General features: G+C 46.4%; 25 protein-coding genes, 1 tRNA gene and 2 pseudogenes. 20 read left to right on the top strand and 8 right to left on the bottom strand.

Going from position 1 to position 25,786, the window contains the following annotated elements; all coding sequences use genetic code 11:
* The first annotated feature begins 87 nt into the window (after positions 1 to 87).
* The 3 genes from MKX75_RS09565 to MKX75_RS09575 all read left to right on the top strand — a co-directional run bounded on the left by MKX75_RS09565 (position 88) and on the right by MKX75_RS09575 (position 2,713).
* Positions 88 to 327 (top strand): DUF896 domain-containing protein, encoded by a 240-nt coding sequence (locus MKX75_RS09565; protein ID WP_047842338.1) that lies wholly within the window; start codon positions 88 to 90, stop codon positions 325 to 327.
* 334 nt (positions 328 to 661) lie between these two features.
* Positions 662 to 2,089 (top strand): NAD(P)-binding domain-containing protein, encoded by a 1,428-nt coding sequence (locus MKX75_RS09570; RefSeq protein ID WP_339169414.1) that lies wholly within the window; start codon positions 662 to 664, stop codon positions 2,087 to 2,089.
* Between the two features lie 138 nt (positions 2,090 to 2,227).
* Positions 2,228 to 2,713, top strand: a complete 486-nt coding sequence (locus MKX75_RS09575) for a hypothetical protein (RefSeq protein WP_339169416.1) — start codon at positions 2,228 to 2,230, stop codon at positions 2,711 to 2,713.
* Positions 2,714 to 2,860: 147 nt separating this feature from the next.
* Here the strand turns inward: MKX75_RS09575 and MKX75_RS09580 are convergent, their stop codons facing one another.
* On the bottom strand, positions 2,861 to 3,544 hold the full coding sequence (locus MKX75_RS09580) for a G1 family glutamic endopeptidase (RefSeq protein ID WP_339169417.1): 684 nt from the start codon (positions 3,542 to 3,544) through the stop codon (positions 2,861 to 2,863).
* Positions 3,545 to 3,733: 189 nt separating this feature from the next.
* On the opposite strand from MKX75_RS09580, the gene MKX75_RS09585 reads away from it, so the two are divergent.
* The 4 genes from MKX75_RS09585 to MKX75_RS09600 all read left to right on the top strand — a co-directional run bounded on the left by MKX75_RS09585 (position 3,734) and on the right by MKX75_RS09600 (position 8,442).
* Positions 3,734 to 4,480 carry a DeoR/GlpR family DNA-binding transcription regulator gene (locus MKX75_RS09585; RefSeq protein ID WP_076330359.1) on the top strand — a complete coding sequence of 249 codons (747 nt, stop codon included), beginning with the start codon at positions 3,734 to 3,736 and terminating at the stop codon, positions 4,478 to 4,480.
* A 2-nt stretch (positions 4,481 to 4,482) separates the two neighbouring features.
* The gene (pfkB, locus tag MKX75_RS09590; protein WP_339169419.1) at positions 4,483 to 5,394 is read left to right on the top strand and encodes a 1-phosphofructokinase; all 912 of its coding nucleotides are present in this window, start codon (positions 4,483 to 4,485) and stop codon (positions 5,392 to 5,394) included.
* Between the two features lie 91 nt (positions 5,395 to 5,485).
* A complete protein-coding gene (locus tag MKX75_RS09595; RefSeq protein WP_076330361.1) occupies positions 5,486 to 7,453 on the top strand; it encodes a PTS fructose transporter subunit IIABC in 1,968 nt (655 codons plus the stop codon).
* 200 nt (positions 7,454 to 7,653) lie between these two features.
* Positions 7,654 to 8,442 carry a class I SAM-dependent methyltransferase gene (locus tag MKX75_RS09600; RefSeq protein WP_339169420.1) on the top strand — a complete coding sequence of 263 codons (789 nt, stop codon included), beginning with the start codon at positions 7,654 to 7,656 and terminating at the stop codon, positions 8,440 to 8,442.
* Positions 8,443 to 8,566: 124 nt separating this feature from the next.
* Here the strand turns inward: MKX75_RS09600 and MKX75_RS09605 are convergent, their stop codons facing one another.
* Positions 8,567 to 9,730: an oxalate decarboxylase family bicupin gene (locus MKX75_RS09605; RefSeq protein WP_339169422.1), complete on the bottom strand. Its 1,164-nt coding sequence runs from the start codon at positions 9,728 to 9,730 to the stop codon at positions 8,567 to 8,569.
* 204 nt (positions 9,731 to 9,934) lie between these two features.
* Between MKX75_RS09605 and MKX75_RS09610 the strand changes: the two are divergent.
* Positions 9,935 to 11,097: pseudogene (locus MKX75_RS09610) on the top strand (IS3 family transposase).
* 88 nt (positions 11,098 to 11,185) lie between these two features.
* Here the strand turns inward: MKX75_RS09610 and MKX75_RS09615 are convergent.
* Complete coding sequence (locus tag MKX75_RS09615; protein ID WP_339169424.1) at positions 11,186 to 12,064, bottom strand: SDR family NAD(P)-dependent oxidoreductase; 879 nt, start codon at positions 12,062 to 12,064, stop codon at positions 11,186 to 11,188.
* A gap of 170 nt (positions 12,065 to 12,234) precedes the next feature.
* Between MKX75_RS09615 and MKX75_RS09620 the strand changes: the two genes are divergently transcribed.
* The 4 genes from MKX75_RS09620 to MKX75_RS09635 all read left to right on the top strand — a co-directional run bounded on the left by MKX75_RS09620 (position 12,235) and on the right by MKX75_RS09635 (position 16,290).
* On the top strand, positions 12,235 to 12,669 hold the full coding sequence (locus MKX75_RS09620; RefSeq protein ID WP_339169426.1) for a MerR family transcriptional regulator: 435 nt from the start codon (positions 12,235 to 12,237) through the stop codon (positions 12,667 to 12,669).
* A gap of 33 nt (positions 12,670 to 12,702) precedes the next feature.
* Entirely contained in the window at positions 12,703 to 13,605 is a 903-nt protein-coding gene (locus MKX75_RS09625; RefSeq protein ID WP_062833595.1) for a LysR family transcriptional regulator, read from the top strand.
* Positions 13,606 to 13,769: 164 nt separating this feature from the next.
* Complete coding sequence (locus MKX75_RS09630; protein ID WP_339169427.1) at positions 13,770 to 14,519, top strand: fused MFS/spermidine synthase; 750 nt, start codon at positions 13,770 to 13,772, stop codon at positions 14,517 to 14,519.
* Positions 14,520 to 14,673: 154 nt separating this feature from the next.
* Positions 14,674 to 16,290 carry a sensor domain-containing diguanylate cyclase gene (locus MKX75_RS09635; protein WP_076330370.1) on the top strand — a complete coding sequence of 539 codons (1,617 nt, stop codon included), beginning with the start codon at positions 14,674 to 14,676 and terminating at the stop codon, positions 16,288 to 16,290.
* 46 nt (positions 16,291 to 16,336) lie between these two features.
* Here the strand turns inward: MKX75_RS09635 and MKX75_RS09640 are convergent, their stop codons facing one another.
* From MKX75_RS09640 to MKX75_RS09650, 3 genes are all read right to left on the bottom strand, one after another.
* Positions 16,337 to 16,699 (bottom strand): helix-turn-helix domain-containing protein, encoded by a 363-nt coding sequence (locus MKX75_RS09640; protein ID WP_062833598.1) that lies wholly within the window; start codon positions 16,697 to 16,699, stop codon positions 16,337 to 16,339.
* 210 nt (positions 16,700 to 16,909) lie between these two features.
* Positions 16,910 to 17,305 (bottom strand): DoxX family protein, encoded by a 396-nt coding sequence (locus tag MKX75_RS09645; RefSeq protein WP_076330371.1) that lies wholly within the window; start codon positions 17,303 to 17,305, stop codon positions 16,910 to 16,912.
* A 49-nt stretch (positions 17,306 to 17,354) separates the two neighbouring features.
* Positions 17,355 to 18,347 (bottom strand): Gfo/Idh/MocA family oxidoreductase, encoded by a 993-nt coding sequence (locus MKX75_RS09650; RefSeq protein WP_062833600.1) that lies wholly within the window; start codon positions 18,345 to 18,347, stop codon positions 17,355 to 17,357.
* 220 nt (positions 18,348 to 18,567) lie between these two features.
* Here MKX75_RS09650 and MKX75_RS09655 point away from each other — a divergent pair.
* Positions 18,568 to 18,652: transfer RNA gene (locus MKX75_RS09655), tRNA-Leu, on the top strand.
* 104 nt (positions 18,653 to 18,756) lie between these two features.
* Here the strand turns inward: MKX75_RS09655 and MKX75_RS09660 are convergent.
* Positions 18,757 to 18,948, bottom strand: a complete 192-nt coding sequence (locus MKX75_RS09660; RefSeq protein ID WP_076330372.1) for a hypothetical protein — start codon at positions 18,946 to 18,948, stop codon at positions 18,757 to 18,759.
* A gap of 159 nt (positions 18,949 to 19,107) precedes the next feature.
* On the opposite strand from MKX75_RS09660, the gene MKX75_RS09665 reads away from it, so the two are divergent.
* Positions 19,108 to 20,256: a sn-glycerol-1-phosphate dehydrogenase gene (locus tag MKX75_RS09665; RefSeq protein ID WP_083679411.1), complete on the top strand. Its 1,149-nt coding sequence runs from the start codon at positions 19,108 to 19,110 to the stop codon at positions 20,254 to 20,256.
* Between the two features lie 226 nt (positions 20,257 to 20,482).
* Here the strand turns inward: MKX75_RS09665 and MKX75_RS09670 are convergent, their stop codons facing one another.
* The gene (locus tag MKX75_RS09670; protein WP_017689431.1) at positions 20,483 to 21,079 is read right to left on the bottom strand and encodes a helix-turn-helix transcriptional regulator; all 597 of its coding nucleotides are present in this window, start codon (positions 21,077 to 21,079) and stop codon (positions 20,483 to 20,485) included.
* A gap of 449 nt (positions 21,080 to 21,528) precedes the next feature.
* Here MKX75_RS09670 and MKX75_RS09675 point away from each other — a divergent pair.
* The 6 genes and pseudogenes from MKX75_RS09675 to racE form a co-directional block, all read left to right on the top strand.
* Positions 21,529 to 21,912, top strand: a pseudogene (locus MKX75_RS09675) (phage holin family protein); the annotation flags it as partial.
* A gap of 285 nt (positions 21,913 to 22,197) precedes the next feature.
* On the top strand, positions 22,198 to 22,485 hold the full coding sequence (locus MKX75_RS09680) for a Dabb family protein (RefSeq protein WP_339169430.1): 288 nt from the start codon (positions 22,198 to 22,200) through the stop codon (positions 22,483 to 22,485).
* Positions 22,486 to 22,658: 173 nt separating this feature from the next.
* Entirely contained in the window at positions 22,659 to 23,120 is a 462-nt protein-coding gene (locus MKX75_RS09685; RefSeq protein WP_339169431.1) for a HepT-like ribonuclease domain-containing protein, read from the top strand.
* Between the two features lie 10 nt (positions 23,121 to 23,130).
* Entirely contained in the window at positions 23,131 to 24,054 is a 924-nt protein-coding gene (locus tag MKX75_RS09690) for a DUF4261 domain-containing protein (RefSeq protein WP_339169433.1), read from the top strand.
* A gap of 188 nt (positions 24,055 to 24,242) precedes the next feature.
* Positions 24,243 to 24,620, top strand: a complete 378-nt coding sequence (locus tag MKX75_RS09695) for a YtxH domain-containing protein (protein ID WP_339169434.1) — start codon at positions 24,243 to 24,245, stop codon at positions 24,618 to 24,620.
* Positions 24,621 to 24,840: 220 nt separating this feature from the next.
* A complete protein-coding gene (racE, locus tag MKX75_RS09700; protein WP_062835969.1) occupies positions 24,841 to 25,650 on the top strand; it encodes a glutamate racemase in 810 nt (269 codons plus the stop codon).
* Positions 25,651 to 25,786: the final 136 nt, after the last annotated feature.

Consider the following 25,786-nt stretch of genomic DNA (forward strand, 5'->3'; position numbering starts at 1 on the left):
TGGACAAATTCGTGAAGTTGTAATAAGTTAGTTTGAAGATATTCGAAATATCTTTCGAGAATTGGACTAACAAGTGAGGTGGATTGCATGATTCCTATTTTGGGACGCATCAATGAATTAAGTCGAAAACAACGCAGCAGCGTCGGCTTGACGAAAGCAGAAAAAAGCGAGCAGCAGGAGCTTAGAAAACAATATTTACAGGCTATTCGAGGTCAGGTGCTGACAACGATGTTGGCAGTATCCGTTGTGGACCCACTGGGTCATGATGTGACTCCTGAGAAATTAACCAATGAAAAATTGCAGCGCCGTGAACAAGCCGGCCAATAGCATTCCTTTAATAAGCCAGACCAAGGTTACATCTTGGTCTGGCTTTTTTATTTTCTGCAAAAGCACCCGTCTAGAAGGAAGCGCACAAGAGGGTGAAGGTACCGTCCAGTTAGCTTCGTGCAGATTAACAAGCATGTCAGTTATTTTTAGTTTTGATGACAATAAAGCTGCCGCGAACTTCAATTCATCCCCGATAACTCATATAATAACGCTAATATATTTCAGAAATACAAGGTGAAATCATAATTATTCCAATATAACTGACAACAAACTCACATCAAAAATAATCAAAAAAAAATAGTTCATATATGTATCTCGAAAGGGTTGATGAATCATGAGCCTGGAAGCTTTGAATGAACGTGTGAAGACTGATCTGGATTATTTGTCATTTGGTGGCGCGAACTGGGTACTTCCAAGAGAACATGCGGATGGTCATGTCTATGATGTCGTCATTGTGGGTGGAGGCCAGAGTGGATTAGGGGCGGCATTTGGGCTTCTTCGTGAACGAATCTCCAATATTGTGGTCATTGACGAGAATACATCGGGGCTTGAAGGACCTTGGGAGACTTATGCGCGAATGGTTACTTTGCGTACACCCAAGCATCTGACTTCCATCGATCTAGGTATCCCCTCGTTAACCTTTCGCTCATGGTGGGAAGCACAGGTTGGGCCCGAAGGTTGGGAAGAAGTAGACAAGATCCCGCGTGGAGACTGGATGAATTATTTGCGCTGGTATCGGGAAGTATTGAATCTGCCTGTGCTTAATGAGGTGAAATTGACACTGGTTGAGCCAACAGAGAACGGAATACATCGGCTTCATGTGAACAAGGCAGGAACTCAGATGGATGTCATACTTGCTCGTAAAGTAGTGTTTGCTACGGGAATACAAGGGGGCGGAGAGTGGCATGTACCTTCCATGATTGCCGATAGATTACCTCGGGAGCTATATGCCCATACGTCTGAAGCGATTGATTTTGAACGGTTAAAAGGTAAACGGGTTGCAGTGCTTGGCGGCGGCGCTTCTGCTTTTGATAATGCGAGCTATGCGCTTGCCACGGGTGTGGCGGAAGCTCATGTATTTGTACGGCGGGAACAGCTGCCTAGTGTTAATCCTATTCGTCAGATGGAACAATCCGGTATGATCGAGCGATACCACGCTCTTCCGGTTGCTGATAAATATGAAGTGATCTCTCATTTCTTCAAATTCAATCAACCGCCAACCAACGATACGTTTAATCGTGCAGCAGCCTGGCCTGGATTCGAATTGCATTTGAACTCGCCTTGGCTCAGTGTAGAAGCATCAGATCAGGGAACAATTGTGCATACTGCACAGGGAGCATATGAATTTGATTTTCTGATCATTAGCACAGGTCTTCTCAGTGATCCGGCACTCCGGCCTGAACTCAGACTTGTAGAGTCGCATATCGCACGTTGGGAGGACTGTTATCAGGCTCCGCCAGAGCATCGTAATGCATTGTTGGACGCACATCCATACCTGAGTTCAGGGTTTGCGATGACTAGCAGAAGTGAGCAGGGTGAGGAACAGCTGCATGGACTCTTCGTATTCAATTACTCTGCACTTGCCAGCTGTGGTCTGTCCGCATCGGCCATATCGGGGACCAAGAGTGCGGTGCCGAAACTGGTCTCTGCCATAGCGGATCAGTTGTTCCTTGATGATCGGGAGGTTATTTTGCAACAATTCTATGCGTATGAAGAACAGGAATTTACGGCTACGTGGGCGAAAACGGGTGCCCTTGGCTGATTAAATGCACTCTATAATATGGTGAACGTGTGGCATCTGATGCTGCACGTTTTTTTGTTTTTCACATGATGAAGGTTACACTTGCCTACAATTTGTTGTAAAATGTCGGTTGGAACATGTTAAAGGCAGGGATAATAGATGAATGAAATGAACTATGAACAATTTAGAGCCCATTTGAAGAAAGCGTCACGTAAACGAAATGTACCTTTGATTAAGATCGTTGCATTTCAAGAGAAATACATGAAGATTGAAGAAGTGCAATATTTTGATGTGGAACAAAATCATATGAGTGTTCAGGCTTGCAATACGTTGTGGATGCATCTGGAAAATAAATCTTTCCGTAACATGGTGTCCCAACATTTGCATTTTTATAGAGACATGGAGAATCTGGGGCGGCATTCCTTTGAGAATCTGATCAAAGAACTATATGATACGTCTGTTCCTGTGCTGCTCGACTACAATCCCGCTCATTATTACACCTCGGGGCAGTTAGCTGAGATTCTGGTCATGGACGAGGAGAGGCTGATTGAACAATTGGAGATGGGCCGCTTCAAGGGGGCTTTTATTAATGAGGATGGCAAATGGCTTAAACCCAAACCGGATGCAATGGTTGTAGAGTCATAAACGCCATGAAGTTTCCATGAAAAGAAAAATCCTGCAACCCCGCGCATCAAGCGCTGGAGGCTGCAGGATTTTTAATGGAGATACGAGGGCCACGAAATATCACCTAAAAGATCATGAAGTAAGTAACTTCGTTCGATCGTTAAATACTCAAGTGTTGCGACGAACTGTAAATCCATCTTTGCACCGATTAGGGGTGCCAGGGATTGAGACGATACCTCGTCCTTGAATCATGATCCCTTTTTGAGAGGTGCGAAAAGCAGGATACTGCCCGTTCAGGCGGCACATGTTGAAGGTTACGGGGGTAAGCCGTGCCATGGAGGCGATGGAGCTTCCTACAGTGGGTGCTTCAACAATCCACTCCGCAGAGGACAGCGGACCTGAATAATACTGAATGGTACGGAAGGTCCAACCTAGGGTTAGATTAGAAAGAGTGATGCACCAGGTTTTGCGCGTTAACTTGGAGATGACTGCCCGAATGCGATGACCAGGGGAAACGGGATGTGGAATGATGGTTTCCGCGTCGGGGAGGATCTCCCACCAGGCATAATAGCTGGGCTTGCCTTGAATCCAGTCGTGACCTGTTCCGGTCTGAATGAGACTGCTGTTCTCGAAGCCATCAATGCCAATCCATGCGGATGAATATGAGTTACGTGTACCAGGTAGAACATAAGGGACAGTCCATTCCGCTGAGATGCGGCGGTATTGGTTCTGTGTTCCTGTACGAGCGTAGCCACTCCAGTTGGAGGAGATCCATCCAAAGCGAGGAGAGGAATCTTTCTTTTTCTGATGCAGGGCACAGGGTTTTCGCCGTTTGTGTGGACGATCTGTCATCAGGTCACCACCTTCGATAAAATAGGGACTAGATTATCAGATGCGTGTTCAGGAGTCAGGGGAAGGGACAATTGAATAAGAAAATAAGTCGAAAGATGCGGGTTTTTGAAGGTTTTTAAATTATTTTGAATGAAAGTGGTTGTTTTTTGAGGGATTTATGATACTATATAAGCAGTTGGAGGAATGAAGATGCTGACTGAAGAACGATATGCTGCAATTATAGAGCGCTTACATTTACAGGGAATTGTGAAGTTACAAGAGCTTGTTGATGTACTAGGTGCTTCTGAATCAACGATTAGACGTGATTTGATTGATCTGGAGAGTCGTCAGATGCTCAAACGCATCCACGGCGGTGCCGCACTGGTGAATGAAAAAACGCTGGAACCGGGCATGGAAGAAAAAACGTTCAAAAACATTCAACAGAAAACAACGATTGCCCGTTTGGCTGCACAGGAGATCGAAAATGGTGAATGCATCTATTTGGATGCAGGAACGACAACGTTAGCCATGATTCCTTTTATTGAAGCTAGGGACGTAACGGTTGTTACGAACGGACTTTCACATGTTGAGGCATTGGTAAGCAAACGTATTCGCAGTTACTTGCTCGGCGGTATGATGAAAATTCATACGAAAGCAGTCATCGGCAGTATTGCATTACAGAACATGGATAACTTCCGTTTTGATAAATGTTTTCTTGGGAGCAATGGAGTGGACCCCGAAATGGGGTATACAACACCTGATCCGGAGGAAGCCTTGATTAAAAGGCGTGCACATCAATTGTCGGGAAAATCTTATGTGCTGGCTGATTCCAGCAAAATAGGGGAAATTACTTTTGCCAAATTGTTCGATTTGGAGGAGGCCGATTTGATTACCGAGCAGATGCCAGAACACTGGCGGCTTGGAATCGCCCAGAAAACTAAAATAATTGAGGGATAACGATGATATATACGATAACACTAAACCCGTCCATTGATTACATCGTGGAAGTGGATGAGCTGAAGCTTGGCGGATTGAATCGAATGAATCGGGATTTGAAGCTCCCGGGCGGCAAAGGCATTAATGTTTCTCGCATACTGAATCAACTTGGAGCAGATAACACGGCCATTGGTTTCCTTGGTGGATTCACCGGACGTTTCATTAATGACAAGTTGCAAGAAGATAACATCCAGACAGACTTTGTCACGATTGCAGACGATACTCGCATTAACATTAAGCTGAAGCATGGAGAAGAGACAGAGATTAATGGTCTTGGACCTGCAATCAGTGCAGAAGAGACGGAGCAGTTGCTACACAAATTGTCATCATTGCAAAAAGGAGATATTGTCATTCTCTCCGGAAGCGTGCCACCGTCACTTGGAACGGATTTCTATGATCGTCTCATTAAAGTCTGCAAGCAAACGGGTGCCGAATTCGTAATTGACACAACTGGACCTGCACTAATGGAAGCTCTTGTACATGAACCATTGCTGGTGAAGCCGAATCATCATGAACTGGCTGAACTGTTCGGAGTAACCATTGAGACTCGCGAGGAACTGGTGTTATACGGGCGTAAGTTGCTTGAAGCCGGTGCCAAACATGTGTTGATCTCCATGGCAGGCGAAGGTGCACTATTCATTACCAAAGCGGAAGTTCATCATGCGAACGTGCCAAAAGGCACTGTGAGAAACTCCGTTGGTGCCGGAGACTCCATGATTGGCGGATTCGTAGGTACCTTCGTACAGAGTGGGGACCTGCTGGAAGCTTTCCGCACAGGGGTTGCATCTGGAAGCGCAACTGCGTTCTCGGATGATCTGGCAACACGTGAATGGATTGATGAGTTGCGCAATCAAGTAACCATAACGACAATCTAGTCTAACAATTATATAGAAGTGTTTCACTGTAATTGTAATGTAGTGAGGCCTGCATATCGCGGGCCGATAGAACTTAAGGGAGTGTACCAAGATGAGAATAACAGACTTGATGATCCAGGAAACGATGATCATGGACCTGCAAGCCACAACCAAAGCTGAGGCTATTGATGAACTAATTGCAAGCCTGAACCGAAGCGGACGTATTAATGATCCTGTTCTGTTCAAGGAAATGATCTATAAAAGAGAAGCTGAATCCAGCACGGGGATCGGTGGCGGAATTGCGATGCCACATGCCAAAACAACAGCGGTGAACGAACCGACAGTTGTATTTGCCAAGAGTAGAAAAGGGCTTGATTTTGAAGCGTTGGATGATCAGCCAGCTCATGTGTTCTTCATGATTGCGGCTCCAGAAGGCGCAGGTAATACCCATCTGCGTACGCTTGCAGCTCTTTCCAGGTTGTTGATTGATAGCGATTTCATCTCACAATTGATGAGTACAGATACACCTGCGGAAGTTAGTGCATTGTTTGATGCCAAACAGGCAGAAGCAGCTGAGAAGGAAGCAGCCAAAGAGAAAGCAAAAGCTGAAAAAGCAGCGAATGCGGCATCCGCTACTACTACTGGTCAGCAACAGAATACTTCTGGTGTGATTGTAGGTAATGCCAATTCGGAAGATTTTGTTGTTGCGGTTACAGCCTGTCCAACCGGTATAGCTCATACGTTTATGGCTGAAGATGCACTTAAAAAGAAAGCTCAGGAAATGGGCATTAATATTCGCGTAGAGACAAACGGCTCTGAAGGAGCGCAGAATGTTCTCACTGCTGATGAGATCGCTCGTGCTAAAGGGGTTATCGTTGCCGCAGACAAAAATGTGGAGATGGCACGTTTCGATGGCAAACCGGTATTGCAAAGACCGGTGAGCGATGGAATCCGTAAATCCGAAGAGCTGATTCGCAAGGCTGTTAACGGCGATGCACCGATCTATCGTAGTCAGGGCGGAAATGCCAAGGAAGAGGGCGCAAGCGCTGGCAAGATCAGTGTAGGTAGCAAAATCTATAAAGATCTAATGAACGGGATTTCACATATGCTTCCGTTTGTCGTAGGTGGAGGAATCCTCCTGGCTATTTCGTTCCTGATCGAACAGCTTGCGGGCGAGGATAATCCCCTCTTCCAGCTGCTGCAAACGATTGGTGGCGGAACAGGTGCATTCCACTTCCTGATTCCCGTACTTGCCGGATTTATCGCGATGAGTATTGGTGATCGTCCAGCCCTGATGCCTGGTATGGTCGGTGGATTAATGGCGGTTACCTCAAATGCCGGTTTCCTTGGTGGTTTGGCCGCCGGTTTCTTGGCAGGTTATGTAGTCATTGGTCTTCGTAAGTTGTTCAAAGGATTGCCGAAAGCAATTGATGGTTTGAAACCAATCTTGCTGTATCCGGTATTCGGCTTGCTGATCGTGGGTGCAATCAGTTTCTACGTCTTTGATCCAATCTTTGGTTCCCTTAACACATGGCTTGTAGATGCACTTGGTAATCTGGGTACAGGTAATGCGGTATTGCTGGGTTTGCTGCTTGGCGGTATGATGTCCATCGATATGGGTGGACCGTTCAACAAAGCGGCTTACACATTCGCGATTGGTGTATTCACATCCAGTGGTAACACAGACGGTGCATGGATGGCAGCGGTTATGGCAGGCGGTATGGTGCCTCCTCTGGCGATCGCTCTTGCAACAACATTCTTCAAATCCAAATTTACAGAGCAAGAACGCAAATCAGGTTTGACTAACTATGTACTTGGATTCTCTTTCATTACTGAAGGTGCAATTCCATTTGCTGCGGCTGATCCATTGCGTGTATTGACTTCTTGTATTCTGGGTTCCGCTGTTGCTGGCGGATTGACACAACTGTGGCACATTAATGTACCAGCTCCGCACGGCGGGATCTTTGTTGCAGCACTGGCGAACCACGCATTATTGTTCCTGCTCGCTGTTGCGATTGGTGCTGTGATCTCCGGTCTGATTCTGGGACTGTGGAAGAAGTCACCAACGCTTGTGAAGTAACAAATATAAGAAACATCTCCTGGGTGAAATTCACTTGGGGGATGTTTTTTTATTTCAGCTTTTTGGTTAGGTAGTGGAAAGTTGCCTCCGGATTTGTGTAAAATGCTTATTTAGCTTTTACATTCATCTATGGTAAAATAAATACAATTATATTTTGAAACTATGTTTCGTCTAATGAAACTTATGCAGGAGGAATTGGAATGTCTGATGTAATTAAAAGTCAGGTGCAGAAGCAGTTTGCGAAAAATGCAGGTAAATACGTGACGAGTTCGGGGCATGCCAAAGGTGAGGATCTCGCGTTGCTCGTGGCTTCATCTCAAGCCACTCCGGATATGAACGTGCTGGATATCGCCACTGGGGGAGGGCATGTCGCTAATGCATTGGCTCCACTTGTTCAGCGGGTGGCAGCTCTCGATCTAACGGAGGAAATGCTGCAGGTGGCTGAACAATTTATCCAGGGCAATGGACACCGTAATGTAGATTTTGTTCCTGGGGATGCAGAGAAGCTGCCATTCGATGATGATATCTTTGACCTTGTAACCTGCCGAATCGCTGCTCACCATTTTCCGGACGTTTCTTCGTTTGTTCATGAGGCATTACGAGTTATGAAGCCTGGTGGAAGGTTGTTATTTATTGACAACGTGGCACCTGAACGTGATGAGAATGACCAGTTTTACAATGAAGTGGAGAAGTGCCGGGATGCAAGCCATGTTCGAGCATGGCGCAAAACTGAATGGATTCATATGCTGGAGTATGCTGGATTTCGGACGGAAGCGATGGCTTCCTTCCAGAAACGCTTTAAGTTTAAAGAGTGGTGTAACCGTGCAGCACTGCCCGAGCAGGAGAGGGAGGAGCTTGAAGCAAGCATGTTGAGTGCACCTTCCATCATTCGAAAATTTTTCAACTTTGAAGTGACAGAACACGGGAAGCTTGTCAGCTTCCAAGGAGAAAGTGTGTATATTCAGGCGATTAAACCTACGCATATCTGATTAGGTAAGAAACCCGTGTGGATGAGCTGTTTATGAAAGAGTAAGTGGTTGTACACCGACAAAATAAAACAAGCAGAGTACCTTGAATAGGTAGATCTGCTTGTTTTATTTTCTACACACTAATTTAAACGACAGGCCATTTTACTTTACGCAAGGCATCCAGCAACTCAGGGGGTGCATTCAGATTGTCACGGACCAGATCCCGCGGGGTTAACGCCATCCACTGATTTAGTGACACATCCTCAAAGCGATCACTCCGAAATATCTCCAAAAACCATAAGGTGTCTGTACCAGTATTCTGTATATAGTGTCCCATTGCGACGGGAACATATCCGACATCTCCAGCCCGATAATCAAAGGTGCGAGCAATACCATTGCCTCCGAAGACGGTCATTCTTCCCTGTCCTGTTAGATAGTATTGCCATTCATCCGCATTGGGATGCCAGTGCAGTTCGCGCATGGCGCCAGGTCGGATCTCAACGAGTGCTGCCGCAACAGTAGTCGAAATGGGGAAGTTAGTGGAGTCTACAATCCGCACGCTTCCGCCAGGTGTGATCAGCGGTTCCTGGGCTAACAATCGATGTTTGAATGTGAGAGGAACGGTGCCGTATGGAGACTGAACTTCCTGGCTCTCAATGGAACCCGGAACGGTATCTTGGAAAATATAGACCTGTTCCTTCGGCATTGACTGAAAAGCGGATTCGGGCACGCCAAAATTAACAGACAATACCTCTGGTGGTGTATGGGCAAACCAATCGGATATGGATAACGTATTCAGATCGGAGAAGGACCCGTCATCAAACACGAGCAGAAATTCACAACCATCCTCCAGTCCTTGAATGGAATGGGGCAGACCTTTAGGGAAAAACCAGAGATCCCCAGGCCCGACATCGGCAATAAAATTACGTCCGTTCTGATCTACCGAGGTGATTCTTGCCGTTCCCCAGATCATATAGGCCCATTCGGATTGCTGATGCCAGTGCAGTTCCCGTACACCACCGGGCGTCAGACTCATGTTCACACCAGCCAGTGTAGTGGCAACAGGGAGATCCCGCACGGTGATTTCACGTGACCACCCGCCTTGGTTCAATTGCATATGGGTATCGGAAAAAGACATTCTCAGATTGGGCAATAACCCGTTATCAGTAGCTGGAGGCACCAGCATATCGGGGTTTTGTATATCTCTCATGACGTCTCTGGGTCCCAGATCAGGTCCTCCAGCACCATCACTGCGAATAGGTTGCGGGATGATGAATGGTTTTTCGTTGGGTTGCTGTCCTCTGCTCATTGAGTGATCCCTCCAGATTCAGTAGCATGTTGCACGCGACATTGTATCGTTATGTTTACACCTATGAATCAGGGCCTGGATAATATGAAGGACAAACGACTAAAAAGACGTGACCACATTGGTATTATCCCCTTTTAGTAGACAAGAGAAAAAAGACATCTGTTAAGATGGACTTAATCTTGTCAAACGAAGGGGATTTTTTTCATGGCTAAAAAAGGACAAACTTTCCGGCGGTACTCCTTGGAATTGAAATTGGAGGCGGCCCGGCTGGTCAACGAGGAACATATGAGCATACGTGAAGTAGCAACACGTTTAAATATTCAAAATAAATCTCAGGTACAAGTGTGGGCAGCAAAAGCGAAACAGGGAATGAGTCTAGAACCTGCTCCATCCAAACGGGGACGCCTTAGAACCAAGTTTTCTAGTATGGAAGAAGAGATGGCCTACTTGCGGGCGGAGATTGAATACTTAAAAAAGCAGTATCCAAATCTACACAAGGAGTGACGAGTAAAGATGCCAGATTTCAAATTATAGAGGACCTACGAGCACACCATCGCCTGGTTTGGCTCTTGAAGTTAGCTGCGGTTTCCCGTTCGGGCTATTACAAGTGGAGAAAAAGCAGACAGGCGACAAGCGAACGTAGACAAAAGGATCATGAATTGGAATCGCATCTGCTTGCCATCCATCGCGTTCATCCCTACTTTGGTTACCTTCGAATGACGGTAGCTTTACGGAGAGAAGGCCTTCGGGTCAACCACAAAAAGGTGTACCGATTAATGAAACAATTAGGCATCTGCTCTGTCATTCGAAAGAAACGTCGATTCTTTGGAAAACAAGTTTCTGTGGTGAACCCGAATCGGCTAGAGCGCCAGTTTCAGGCGGATACGCCACGAACGAAGCTGGTTACCGACATTACCTTTATTCGTGCTGGAGAACATTTTGTGTACCTCTCTGTCGTTCAGGATTTATACAATAACGAAATTGTAGCGTGGCATCTTTCTGAACGAAATGACCTCGCTTTGGTCCATAACACGTTGGATAGACTCTGTCAGCATGTGGATCTGAGTGGCGTAATTCTGCACTCGGACCAAGGATTTCAATATACCTCGAAGCCATTTAACCGTAAACTGAAACAACTCGGCATCCTAGGCAGTCACTCCAGGCGTGGGAATTGTTTAGATAATGCCTGTATCGAGTCGTTCTTTTCTCATTTGAAGACTGAGAAAATTTATTTGAATACAGCGGCAAACAAAGCGGAGGTTGAACAGCAAGTAAGCGAATACATATTGTTTTACAACCAAAACCGATTTCAGAAAAAACTAAACGACCGTTCCCCAGTAGAATACCGGGAAACGGCCGCAGCTTAAATCTTGTCTTTTTTGTATTGTCTACTTGACAGGGTTATGACCACTATGGCGTGTTTTTTGTTATGTTAGTGCTCACCATCCATCATGGTTAAGATCGGGTGATTGTGGCCTTTCCAGACTGCGTTGTACGAAAAGCCTGCTCGTAGATCTCGTTTACCCGGTTTAAAACAGCAGGACCTTGCTCTGTGAAACGAAGTGCTTTCGCTTTATTTTTAACCAGGAACGCACCGGATTCGTGTCTGGTTGGATATAAGGCCGCACTGTAGAGCAATGAAGCGCCGTGACTTGGATGAGGGAAGAACCATTTCATGACAGGTTTGATGTAGAAGGGCAGGCCGGATGTTTTGTTGCCCCTTAGCGTATTATTTCCTCCGGGGTCTACGCTTAGCAGGTGTATGCCATCTGCTTTGGCAGACTTCGCAACCTCGCGTGTCCATAGAGATAGACCGAGCTTCGAAGCGGCATAGGGACCAAACAGCTTTTTGAATTCAGCTGGACGTTCCAGGATATTTAGATCAAATTGTTTGACCATACTGAACGCGGTGGTGGAAGTATTGACGACTGTTTTCATCTTCCCTTTGAGCAATAGCTCAACTAATTCCATGTAGATGATGTAAGGGACCACGGTTTGGAGTTCAAAGTGCATTTCATGACCCTGGTCAGAAAAACGAAGTTCGGCAGCGCTGCCCCCGGCGTTGTTAAACAAAACATCAATCGAATCGGTATCGGATGTAATCTGATTCAGTGCCATTCTCAGACTGTCGTAGTTGGTCAGGTTAGCCTGAACCAAACGGAGTTGACCCGAACGTAAGGCGTTCTGAATTTCAGTATCGTCGGTAGGGAAAGCGGAACGGTTGAGACCGATCACCTGCCATCCTTCAGTTAGTAATCTGCGGGTCAGTTCGAGACCGATTCCTGACGTTGAACCTGTGATGAGAGCGGTGCGAAGTTGATTTTGTATATTCATGAATACCTCCAGATAGAATGGGATTACAGAGCGAATCTGTATGCTGCGCTCATTCTATAACTTGGAGTCGACTCCAAGTCAAGAGGGTAGATTGGAACGAATCATGCTTGACTTGGAGCTGACTCCAAGTTGTAATATGGAGAGAGATCAATGCGGAGGAGGGCCATAGGGTGAGCCATAATGAAGTGTTCTCCATTAAAGAAACGTCAGAACAGGCCGGATTATCGGAAGATACGATTCGTTACTATGAGAAGATCGGACTGCTTCCCCGAGCTGAACGCAAAACCAATCGCCATCGGGTATACCGCCGGGAGGATATTCATACGATGAAGTTGATTACTTGCCTGAAAAAGACAGGCATGTCTCTGGAGGAAATGAAGCCTTATCTACAGATGTCCATGGATTCGGATCTGGCAGATTTCCCGGAGGAACGGGAGATGCTGGTGAACCATCGAAAGAAGGTTGAAGCACAGATTGCTTCGCTACAGCAGGTGGTTGATTTTATCGACGAGAAGTTGGATAAACGAAGTATGTATCCTGATGTATGCCCTATTACCGAGGAGAATCAGATGTCTGTGTTTGAGAAAAAGAACATTTTCTCCTGATCGTACAATGATATCGAAAAGAGGAGTTCAACCTTGACCTTACAACAATTAAAATATGTAATTGAAGTGGCGACGCGTGGCTCGATGAATGAAGCGGCCAAACGGCTATTTATCTCGCAACCCAGCTTGTCGAATGCCATTCGGGATCTGGAGCAGGAACTGCGCATTACCATTTTTGAACGTACCAATAAGGGCATATCGTTGTCCAAAGAAGGCGTCGAGTTTCTCAGTTATGCACGTCAGGTGGTGGAGCAAGCCGAACTGCTGGAAAACCGGTATCTGAACGCGAAACCATCGCCGCAGCATTTCTCCGTATCGACACAGCACTATGCGTTTGCGGTGAATGCCTTTGTTCGTTTGGTGCAGCAGTATGGTCAGGATGAATACGAATTGGCGCTTCGGGAGACGAAGACCTATGAGATTATCCAGGATGTGAAAAGCCTGCGAAGTGAAATTGGCATCCTGTATTTGAATGAGTTCAATGCCAAGGTGATTAACAAATTGTTAAAAGATGCAGGCTTGGTTTTCACGAGCCTGTTCACAGCCAAGCCCCATATCTTTATCAGTGTGAAGAACCCGCTCGCGAAGCAGGAGTCGGTTGCGATTGAGCAACTGCAGGATTATCCGTACCTGTCCTTTGACCAGGGGGAGTACAATTCCTTTCATTTTTCCGAAGAAATTCTGAGTACGTTATCTCATCCCAAAAGCATACAGGTCAATGACCGCGCAACGTTGTTTAACCTGCTGATTGGTTTGAATGGTTATACGATCTCTACTGGAGTACTCAGCTCAGACTTGAACGGCAATGAGATTATTCCTGTTCCGCTGGAATGCGAGGAAACCATTAATGTAGGCTGGATAAGTCACAAGAGTACTTCTCTCTCGAATCTGGGCGTAGAGTATGTCCAGGCACTGCATGAGGCGATAGGGTCTTAACACATGTTGAAAGGTGCATATAAAGGCCGTTTCCGTGCAATCAGGAACGGTCTTTTGTTGTTCTTTGACCCGTATTCAAGTATAGGGTGGTGCGTTGTCATCCCTTATAATAGAATGATGATAGGCGATGAATTAGCAGCCAGAGAATGAAGGGAGAACGGTTAGTGAGAGTTCTGTATCGAAATAAAAGTGAACAGCATGAGCTGACGGTATATGATACAAAAAGGCTTTATGGAGAGAAGGGACGGTTTCGTGTATTAGAATTCTCCAACGCAGCTGTGCAGGGCGCAATGGATCTGGATGAGCCTGCCCGGATGGTGCTGGAGTATCCCAGAGCGATAGCGCATCTAATGGAGCGAAATGATCCTGAATTTGATACCGTATTTGTGGTGGGACATGGTATTGGCACATTGCCAACCTACTTGTCTGATCGTCAGGTCAAGGTGGCTGAGCTGGACGCAGAAGTCGTAGAGTTGAGCCAGACCTTTTTTGGATATGAGGGAAGCCCTGTGCTCATTGGGGATGGTCGTGAATTATTAGGACAGGAACCTGCTGGGACATATGATTATATTATTATTGATGCCTTTACGGCAACGGGTACACCTGAGCAGTTTATATCCAGTGATTTTTTTGCGATGGTCAAGGACAAGCTGGACTCGGATGGATCTGTGATTCTTAATGTGTTCGGGCGTGCGGGCAACGATCGGCTTGTCAATGCGATCTATACGACACTTCAGGGACAGTTTGCCTATACACGTGCATTCGCATTACCCGCTGAAACAGCGGACGAAGTCCAAAACCGTATTCTGATAGGCAGTCATCACCCGATCGAATTTCAAATTCGGCACATGGCAGGGTTTGTTGAACAGGAGCCGGAAGAAGGATATATCATTGTTGATTCAGGTAGAGCCTGAACAGTAATCCTGCCAGGAAAAGTAAAATGTCATTAAATCGTCAATCTTACGATGTAATTGTTAAGACTTCACAAACTCTTTATTTGATCTTAACAACTTTCGTATAAGATAGAGGGAACATGCCTTTTCATGAAAATCCGGGGGAAGTTATAACATGATCGCAGAGAACAGAACATCCAGATTACGAAGAAAAATAAAAAATATCAAGAAGATCAGTCTTACGGCTTTGCTCGGCGGGTTGGTCACCATCTCAGTTTTAATGACATTGACTATCATGGTCATCTCATCTTATACATCTCAGAAACAATCACTTATTGATAACACCTTGTCGTTGAATTATGCGAGCGCAGTGCAAATGAGCCAAACGCTGGATTCGCTTTTTTATTCCATGCAGGATAGCTTGAAATATGCAGCCAAGTATTTCACGGAGATGGACTACTCTGATACGGATCAGTTGAATTCCACCCTGGACTTGATCCGCAATAGCAGTAACTTCTTCAACTCTGTAGCTCTGGTGGATGAAACGGGAGTAGTCAGGTCCATATCACCCTATTCACAGGCCAGCGTAGGTCAGCATGTTAGTTCCGATGCAGCAAAAGCGGCGATTAAAGCAAGGGCTTCATATATCTCCGAAGCATACCAGACGCCAAGAACGAAGCGCCGAATTGTATTTGTCAGTGAACCGATCTTCGATTCATCGGGAACGTATCAAGGGACGATCGGTGGAAATATTTTTTTGCAAGAAGATAATATTTTGAGTCTCTCGTTTGGGAGTCAGCTCAAGACAAGCAATGGTTCCTACTTTTTTATTGTAGATCAGAAGGGTACCTTGTTATTTCATCCGAACACGAATCGAATTGGTGAAAATGTCAGTAAGAATGAAGTAGTGCAGAAGCTGCTCCAAGACGAGACGGGGAAAGAACAATACAAGAACCTGGCAGGTGTGGATTCACTTGCGGGTTATTACAAAGTCCCCTCAACAGACTGGGGCGTCGTGATTGTGTCACCAACCCAAACGGTCTACGATCAGTTAAATCATCATATCCGTATGTTGTTGTTATACACTTCAGTGCCTTTCCTGATTCTGACGCTTATTGTAGTGCGGGTTGCACGCAAGCTGGCTAGTCCTTTTGCTATGTTGGCGGATTTGGTGAATCAGGTTGATAAGGGACAAGTGGAGCTGCCTGTGATGAAGCCTCACTGGAACAGAGAGGCAGATCTTCTCACACGAACAGTGGTTGGCGCAATGGCGAACTTTAGGAAGCAGACGAACCAGCTGGCCTATGACGCCAGAACAGATGTCTTAACTGGCATGAACAATCGCAGAACTTTCGAAGAGGTCATCCAGGATTGGATACAGAACGAAGTTCCATTCTCCATTATTGTTCTGGATATTGACCGCTTCAAATCCATTAATGATACATTCGGGCATCATGCAGGGGATGAAGTGCTGAAACACATTGCCAATATCATTCAATTGTCTGTCCGACCAGAAGATGTCTGCGCCCGGTTTGGTGGAGAGGAATTCGTAGTCTTGTTAAGGAATTCCGAGTCTAACGTGGCATTTGAGATTGCTGAACGTATCCGAATAACGGTCGAGGAAAGTATTTTGCCTATTGATCGTTCCGTCACGATCTCGGCTGGGATTGCTGAATATCCGAAGCACTCCACAGCAGCGACAGAATTATTTCACTTGGCAGATAATGCGTTGTATCAAGCGAAGGAAGAGGGGCGTAACCGTACAGTTACGATCCAGACGGTTATCAAATAAGCAAAGAAGCTGATCCCTAGGAAGAAGGGGCAGCTTCTTTTGTCTTTTATACCTCTTGTGAGGATCTGGCCAGAACCTCATTCGTATACGTTTCTCCCCAATCTCGCATGCTGAAGATGATCGGCCGTAGCGTTTCGCCAAATGGTGTGAGGGAATACTCCACTTTAGGTGGAATCTGGGGGTATATTTCACGATGAACAATTCCGCTGCCCTCCAACTCTCGAAGCTGCAGGGTGAGCATACGCTGGGTGATGTCAGGAAACAATTTGCGGATCTCGTTAAATCGCAATGGACCGGAGAATAAGTGATACAAAATGGCGCCTTTCCATTTGCCTCCGATCACACTAAGTGTAACTTCCACGGAACAGCCGTATGGCGCGGGACATGCCTTGGTTGCGTCCTTTTTCATTTTAAGTGCACCTCCATTATACGGTGAATGTCTATGGTATCCATTTGGGTGGTTATATCACATGAAGTCCGTATAGTTCATGAAAGAGCATATCACTTATTATTCAGATGATAAACCCTAATCCTAGCGCAGCCAGATGTGAGTATGTCAAAAAAAGAGCCCCGGTTTCGTCTTGCGAAACATCGAGGTCCGTAGTGATAAAACGATATATTATAGCAGGGCATCGAGGGAATAAGCCCCGGCACCAGCAAGGGCAACACCAAGTAACGATCCAAGCATCACAAGATTATATTCGAATCCTCCGTTCAGATTCCATAGTCCTTTGTCTGCGTGCACTTTGACTATGGCTACAATCATCGGAATCATGAGCAGAACGACACCAATGATCATCCATAGACCAGCTCCAAACAGGAATCCACCGATCAATTCAGCAAGTCCGGCACACACGGCCATGGTCCTGGCAGGCTGCAGACCAATCGCCCCGAAGAATTCAGCCGTCCCTTGTACACCCTCGCCACCAAACCAGCCAAACAATTTCTTGCATGCATGTCCGATCATAATGAAACTAATTACGAGACGAATGATGAGTAAGCCTGTGTCCAACATATGATTATTTCCTCTTCTCTGGATGTATAAAATGGTGAACGTATATACATCACTTCAGTGACGATAGAATAGCGTCGCATAGCGCCATCGTCCCGATATTATCCTTGGCGCTGGAATGGGGGATAGACTGATTCTGGCAACATTCGATGAAATGAGCCATCTCGCCGACGAACCCACGCAGATAAAGGTCTCGATAAGCTCCAGACATGGGGGAGCCAGAAGGGGTATATACAGTATCTTGCTCCTCAAGAGATTTCCAGGGCAGGTTATCCGAGCTGCGGGATTGATGAACAGTAAGTGTGTTAATCTCTTCGGCTGACGCAAATCCGTTATCGAAGGTGACGAGTACACTTTCGCTCTCCCGTGACCATGCACTCATGCCTGTGAAATACGCACTGCCCACAATGTTATTCTCAAATACAAGGGAAATACTCTGGTTAATATGCTCCCCATCCTTCACGGTTGTGCCTGTAACCCGCACGGCTTCTCCAAACAGGAACCGCATCAGATCAACCATATGAATGGCAGCGAGCTTCATGAACTGCTCCTCATCCTTGCAAAATGGAGTACTGTCCACAGCGAATTTCATCTGAAATGAACGAACCTTACCTAGTGAACCACCATCAATGAGTTCCTTGAGCTTCATATATACCGGAGCATAACGTTTCATAAAACCGACCATGACGACGACGCCAGCCTGCTCGGCAGCTTCTGCTACAGTGGCGGCTTCCGCTGCGTTCCATCCGAGCGGCTTATCCACGTATACATTTTTGCCAGCCCGAATACATTCAAGGACAAGAGCGGTCTGGTCTACAGGCTGGGCAACCACAACAACTCCGTCACAAGGTTCCTGTTGTAACATAAGTTGAGCGTTGTCATACGCTTTTCCGTTGCTCCCAAATCGCAGCAGAGCTGCTTCAGAACGTTCGGTACTGCGTGTGGCAATGGCCTGAATCTGCGCTCCGGCTTCAACAACAGAAGGATATATATTCGTCGATGCATGAAACCCGGCACCGATAAAGCAAAGATTGGCTGTTTTCAAAGTGGATCTCTCCTTTATTTTTTCATTCGTATGGATGGTTTTTGTTTAATGCTACGATAGGTTGTTTGAAGTTGAGAAAAAAGGACATATGTTCTATTCGTGAATGGATAAAAAAGAAGTTGCAATTTTATTTTGGAGCATGTATACTCTGAATTACGGTAAAACAAGGAATTGCTTCACCGGAACGCTTTTCATCGAAGGATGAGGAGATACATATTATGCGGTCGTGGCGGAATTGGCAGACGCGCACGGTTCAGGTCCGTGTGGGCTAACCCCCCGTGGAGGTTCGAGTCCTCTCGACCGCATCTAACAAAAAAGGTTCGTGATTTGCTCTAGGGCAATTCACGAACCTTTTTTATTTTGTGGATCAGGATCATTAGTGTGAAGCCTATATTTTGCTATCGGCATTCTAGTGTTGAGTTCGGCGCTGGCGCATAATGACTGCCGTGATGATCCCGGCAATAGCTCCTCCAATACCGAATAGCGTAACACTGGCAACAACTTCAAATGATTGGAGACGAAACAAAAACGCTACACCACTGCCAAAAGTGGTTCCGGCCAGAAATCCGAGCGAAATTCCTAATTCTTTGGTTAATTTCATCGATTCACCTACTTGGAAATGTGAGATATGGATTTGCAAATATTGGGTACAAGCAGTAAAGTGTGATCAGGAAAATCATCACATTGTATTTCCTTTTCTCATTTTGTGGTTTTAATCAGGTAATTATGCATGATATCTCATATGGGAGGGTAAGAGCGGATGAATATGAACGAACGAATTGCAGCGTGGAATGAGGAAGCACAGGAGTGCAACTGCGGTCATCAACATCGAAAAGTGGATATGCTGATTCATCTGGAAGCTGGGGCCATTCAGAGGTTACCAGGTTACTTGTCTGAGCGAGAATATGATCGGGTGACGGTTGTTTATGATCGACATACATTACGGGCCGCCGGGTCTGATGTCCTGAGCAGTATACGGGAAGCGGGAATTCATGTGGATGAGATCGCTCTGCCGGAGAATCGTACGGGTGATATCGTTGCGGATGAAGCGGCTATTGTACAGGTCATGTTGGGTGTGAATCTGGAAAGTCAGGCTGTGATCGCCGTGGGTTCAGGTACCATTCATGATTTGGTGCGATTTGTATGTTCCAAAATGAACAAGCCATTTCTGTCCATACCGACAGCGGCTTCAGTGGATGGGTTTACCTCTGCAGGTGCGCCCTTAATTGTAAGCGGAGTCAAACGGACCTTTCAGGCTGTTCCGCCTGAGGCCATCTTTGCTGATATGAATATCCTGGAGCAAGCTCCCCAAGTCATGACGGCTGCCGGATTCGGAGACATGCTTGGCAAATATACTTCCCTTGCAGACTGGATTGTTTCTCGTGATCTGGGTGGGGAACCGTTCTGTCCGGTCGCTTATCGGATGACAGAAGAAGCACTGAACAGCTGTATAGACCATGTGCAAGCGATTGCTGAAGGACGAGCTGAGGGAGTAGCTGTATTAATGGATGCGCTGATCGTTTCCGGCATTTCCATGCTGATCATTGACCATTCCCGTCCGGCATCCGGAGGTGAGCACCATCTGTCCCACATCTTGGAGATGGATCTGATGCAAGCGGGTGACAGACCGGTTCTGCATGGTGCCAAAGTTGGCGTAGCTTGTGCATTACTTACTGTAAAATATAAAGAACTGGCACAGACATCGGGCGAGCCTGTGTTTGGAATATATGACCATTTGCCAGAGGCTGCTCAGCTTATCGAATGGTTGGAACAAGTAGGCGGACCTGTGACTATTGAACAATTGGGTGTAACCTCGGAGATGGTGGAGCATGCGTTCACAACAGCGCATACGCTTCGTCCTCGATATACCGGTTTGAAATATATCAACGAAGTGCTGAACACAAGGTAAGGATGACTTTTCATGAATAACGGTCTTCTTGCGTTGTATAAGCTTGGCTTGTAGAGGGCTATAATGGCTCTGTTTGGAAGCAGAAGGCAGAGAAGGGGAGATTATCTGACATTACCGACAGAAGAGCCAGGAGAGTGCTTCAGGTTCGGGAGAGAAGGGATACCGTTTATTTAAAAAGGCTCTGGTCTCCTTCAGGGAGAGCAGAGCCTTTTGGCTGTTCGCTTATTTAGTTGTTGCGACGATCTTTCAAGATGACATCTGCGAACAAAATAGTTTTCGGGATGCGGAAAAATTGCTCCGCTTGTTCCTGAAACGCAGCAGAAGGCAGCGTTCCCTGATGCAGCCATTTGCGGAAAGTGCCGGGATGAACCCCGATCCAGTGGCTGACATCTGTCACCGACAAATCATGGACCATACACAAGCCTGTCAAAATACGGTTACTAACCGGAGAACGGGTCACCGTACGCTTCATGAAGCGAGATGACTCGGGTTGACATATGACAGGGCTATTACGGACCACTTCTTCATTGAAGAGAATATGACGCGGGTAGCCGAGTAGTTGGCAAGTTTTGTCCAAATTGGTACTGCCGGGTATCCGTCCTTCGTACACCCACGCACTGACACTGCGTGAAGAGATGGAGAGGTCTTCAGCGAGCTGGGACAACTTGATATCATTGGCCATCAGCACGGCAAGAAGAACACGATTGCGGATTTGACAGCGTGTCGGTTTACGGAATCGTTTAACACGGACGCCTTTTCCCAAGTATTTACGGTTGATCAGAGACCACGCCTGGATGGAATGTTGTTCTGGTTGATTAGGCATATTTCCTCCGATTTTTTTTAACCAAATACTACAATAAACAACGGGGTACTTTCAAGTGCCGGGTTTACCGGTTACAAATGCGTCAATGCGTCAATTCACGATAAAGAGGGAACTACGAACTAGACCATGCGCAATTCACATCCTAGTATATTCCTAGATTACAATGTTTCACTAAAAATGAGGGAACAATTAGAACAGGATTAAAAATAATATAGTTCTAATTACTCATTGATAGGTCTAAAGAACTTTTATCTAATTTTTGTTGATATGATGCGGTTTATTTCCCTGAATTCCCCAATAACATGTTGATTTTCGTTGCCCGGTTGCAAAGAGGATGTGCACAAATCTGAAATGATAAATCCGCAAGTTCAGCATGACATGTGACCTGTCAAATCTCTTACTCTTACATATATTGTAGGGTACTCAAGTGTAAGGGAGAGGTGAGGAACGTGAATCTATCTGTGAATACCTTTGCTGCCATCTCGGGAGCATTTGTTACGTTTGCTTTTGGCGGGTGGGATCAACTGCTGAGCCTACTCGCGGTCGCGATGGCTGTGGATTATATCACAGGTTTGGCAGCGGCGGTTAGAACGGGGACCGGATTGAATAGTAACATTGGGTTCTGGGGGATTGCTCGAAAAGGGCTCATGCTTACCGTTGTTTTGCTTGCCCACCGAATTGACCTGCTTATGGGAACCGATATTATCAAAGGCGGAGCCATTTATTTCTATCTGGTGAATGAACTGATCTCGATCACCGAGAATTATGCCAAAATCGGACTTCCATTGCCAGGAAAGCTCAGACAGGCCATTGCCGTATTGAAGAAGCAGGAAGATCAGGAGTATCTGACAAATCGGGAATGGTCCAAACCGCAGCCAACCACGGACAGCACCAAGCCACAGTCTGAAACAGGACAAACTTGGCAGAATGAATCCACGAAACAGACGGAGGATGGATCTCAAGAGAAATCCGAACCGAAAGGAAACGGTTCGGATTAGTTTTTCATCTCAAGAGAACGTTTCCAAGTATCCTTTCGTAATAGAGAACGTTATGATATATTTTGGATACACGAAAATTCATTCAATTCTACTATTATACTAAACGAGGTGCTTGCTCAGATGATAAAACATATTGTCCTGTTCAAAATGAAAGATCGCTCAGCAGAAAGTATTGAAGCTGCTGCCCAGGTGCTTCGCAATCTGGATGGTAAAATTGATGTTCTGATTTCACTTGAAATCGGGATTGATGTGCTCCGCTCGGACAGATCCTTCGACATTTCACTCACAGCGGAATTTGCGTCACTGGAGGATCTTCAGGCGTATCAGGTGCACCCGCTTCATCAGGAAGTAATCAAGTACATGAACGAAGTCAGAGAACAGTCGATTGCAGTGGACTACGAAATCTAATCTGTCATTCACACTACGTTGAGATAAAGGGGACTCTGCATGAGCGATTTAAGAGACGTTATGGAATTTCTATATATTTTTATTGTGTTTCTGATCGCTTGTCCTGTGATGATATTCTGGCTTAAGCGAAGAGGGAAACGTAACCGATAACTCACTGAACGGGAAGTGAACGAATGTATTATGTGAACAGAGAACAGATTGCCCGCCGGCTTGCTGCTGTACCGGAAGTGGCCGAAGGGCTTCGCCGGGCAGCTCAGGCCTGGGATGGCAGTCTCATGCTGGGGATGGTACAGGAACGTTGTCTTCACCTGGCGATAGAGATTGTTACCGATGTGGGGAGTTATCTGATTGACGGCTTCATCATGAGAGATGCAAGCAGCTATGATGATATTATTCAGATTAATTATGAAGAAAAGGTTTTTGATCATGCGACCTATGAGATTTTGCGTCAGCTTGTCACGTTACGTAAGCCGCTGGTGCAGGATTATTACAGTTGGGAGCGGTCTGAGCTTCATCCGATTAGCATAGAGTTACCGGTTATACTTGAACATTTTACTACTCAGGTTAGCGAGTACGTGGAAAAAGAACTTGGTCCTTTCAATGCGGCACAGCCCGAGGGACAGCGTAAGGAATGAGGGAAATCGCATGACAAATGAATCAAATGAATCAAAAGAATTCAATGAAGTAAATACTGAAAGTAAAGATGCAAATGAAACACCTTCCGGATTCCATCCGGTATATATGGTTGAACTCTTGTTCCGGGAACGTCCGGAGGTGGATCGCCTGCGATTGCAAGAAGCGATGATTCGTCACACAGGACAAGTCAGACTGGATGTGAAGCAAGGTGGCGCAGAACAGGACCATGAAATGCTGGTCTTCTATCATCTGAACCACAAGGTATCTTTCCAGGAAGGAGATATCCCCGCACAGACCTGTATGCTTCCTGTCAACGAAATTGCAGATCGTGCACGCTTTGGCGGGGCTTTACAGCAAGCATGGCATTGGCCGGAGGCAGGACAAGCTGTAGAAGCTGCGCGTTACTCCATTCGGATACATGACATGTTCACAGCAGCCATGCCTCGTAAACAGCGCCTGGAGCTGTTCCAGAAGACTGTACTGGCAATCATGGAGAGCTTGACCTGTGATGCGCTGTATTGGTATGGCAGTGATAAGCTGGTTGAACCGGAAGCATATGCGCAAGCTCAAGAACGCGAGGAACATCTGTATGCGGCCATGAACGTTCGAATGTATCAGGCTGGAGGTACAGAGGAACAGCGTGAGTTGGTCATGGACACAGTAGGATTGTCTGCGCTGGGTGTACCTGATGTACAGTGTCACTTCGTCGGTCTTGATCCGGATACGGTGGCCCAGACCTTGCTGGGTGCAGCGTATTACATATTTGATCAGGGGGATGTTCTGCAGGATGGACAGACACTGGGTTCTTCCGGCGGACGTCGCTGGCGTTGTGAGCATCAGGCGGCACTTATTGCACCAGGACGCTATGTCGTTGATTTGCACCCTGGGGATGAGCATGCAGCGGCTGATCTGGAGCCGGCTCGCCAGACTTGAGTTTATGCGAAAAGCTGAAAAATAAGGGTGCAAAGAGCACGTTCAGATTATTTTTAACATCTGGAGTGTCAAGTCAAGCCTGTGCTGCTTATAATGCATCAACAGAGTAGGCATTCGCCCGGATGGGTGAGCGACAGGCCGTTGCTTCTGATCCGGTACTTAAACGACAGTAAAGGGAGAGATGTGACGTGAAGGATTCTAACAAAAGTTTGTTGTGGGGTGCTCTGATCGGCTCCGTGGTAGGTTCAGTAACGGCATTGTTGCTGGCACCGAAATCAGGACGCGAACTTCGTCAAGATATTACAGAGGGTGCTCGTCAGGTATCGGAGAAGGGTCAGGAACTGGCTGGCAAAGTGGGAGAACAAAGTTCGCAGATCGTATCCAAGGTCAAAGAGACTGCAGATGTCGTGATTCAGGATATTCAATCCTGGCGCAACTGCACTGAAGGCAAAGAAATTCGCATTTCGGCAGCCATTACAGAACCTAATACGGACAATGCAGCAGATGAGTCCGGAATCGATATTGTAGCGAAGCTTCCTGTGGATGAGTCCAAGGACGACAACTAAGCAAAGCTTGGGATTGCAGGCTTTCCTCGATTTAGAGGAGAGCCTGCTTTGTTGTGTGCCCATGCGGAGATGACACAGTGCGCGGGATTTTATTTGAACCCTGCGATGAAATCGGGTAAGATGTAGGTACCTTTTTGCCAGAATGTTCATACGGTAGGAAGAAAGCTCTGGAAACAATCGTTTTGAGAACCAATTCAATGAAGAAGGAAGCGGTGTGTTCGTGCAGCAAGCAATCGCTATATTAGACTCCGGTGTGGGGGGATTGACCGTCGCCAAGGAAGTGATGCGTCAGCTCCCGCGGGAAAAGATCATTTATTTTGGGGATACTGCCCGGACACCGTACGGACCCCGTTCGTCCGAACAAGTGAAACAATTTACGGAACAAATCGTTGATTTCTTGATCCAATTCGATCCGAAGGTTATCGTTATCGCCTGTAACACAGCGACAGCAGCCGCGCTGGATTATATCCGTGCCAAGGTGAATGTGCCTGTCATCGGTGTTATACATCCCGGAGCACGGGCTGCTATCACAGCGACACGTACAGGACGCATTGGTGTGATTGGTACCGTAGGTACCATTGGCAGTGGGGCTTATACATCGGCACTCAAGCAGCTGTCCCCCTATATCGATGTGGTCAGTCAGGCTTGTCCGGCGCTGGTGCCGTTGGTGGAGCAAGGTGAATTTCGTTCCGAGCACACGACACATACGGTGGAGCAATCATTGGATGAGATCAAACAACAGCCAATAGATTGTCTTATTCTGGGTTGTACGCACTATCCTTTTCTCATGGACACCATTCAGGATGTTATGGGACAGGAAGTGAAGCTAATCAGTTCGGCAGATGAAACGGCACGGGAAATCAGTACGATTTTATATGATAAACGAAAGCTGGCCAGTGGGGATGAGACCCCGGTGCATCAATTTTTCTGCACTGGCGATCCACGCATGTTCCAGAATATCACCCGTCGATGGTTGGGAGAGCAGATCTCGAAGACCCCTGTGGTTTGGCAGGTTACGCAATTACCATAGTTATACGCAAAAGTACGCATGAATAGGACTTATAATTAATGTACATTGGCTGTACGACATCCCGGAACTGTGGAGTTCCGGGATTTTTTGTCATGATTCTGCATCGACAGGCAATGAGCATGATTCATGTCACATG

This window comes from Paenibacillus sp. FSL R5-0341 (assembly GCF_037975235.1).
Lineage (GTDB): Bacteria > Bacillota > Bacilli > Paenibacillales > Paenibacillaceae > Paenibacillus > Paenibacillus amylolyticus_A.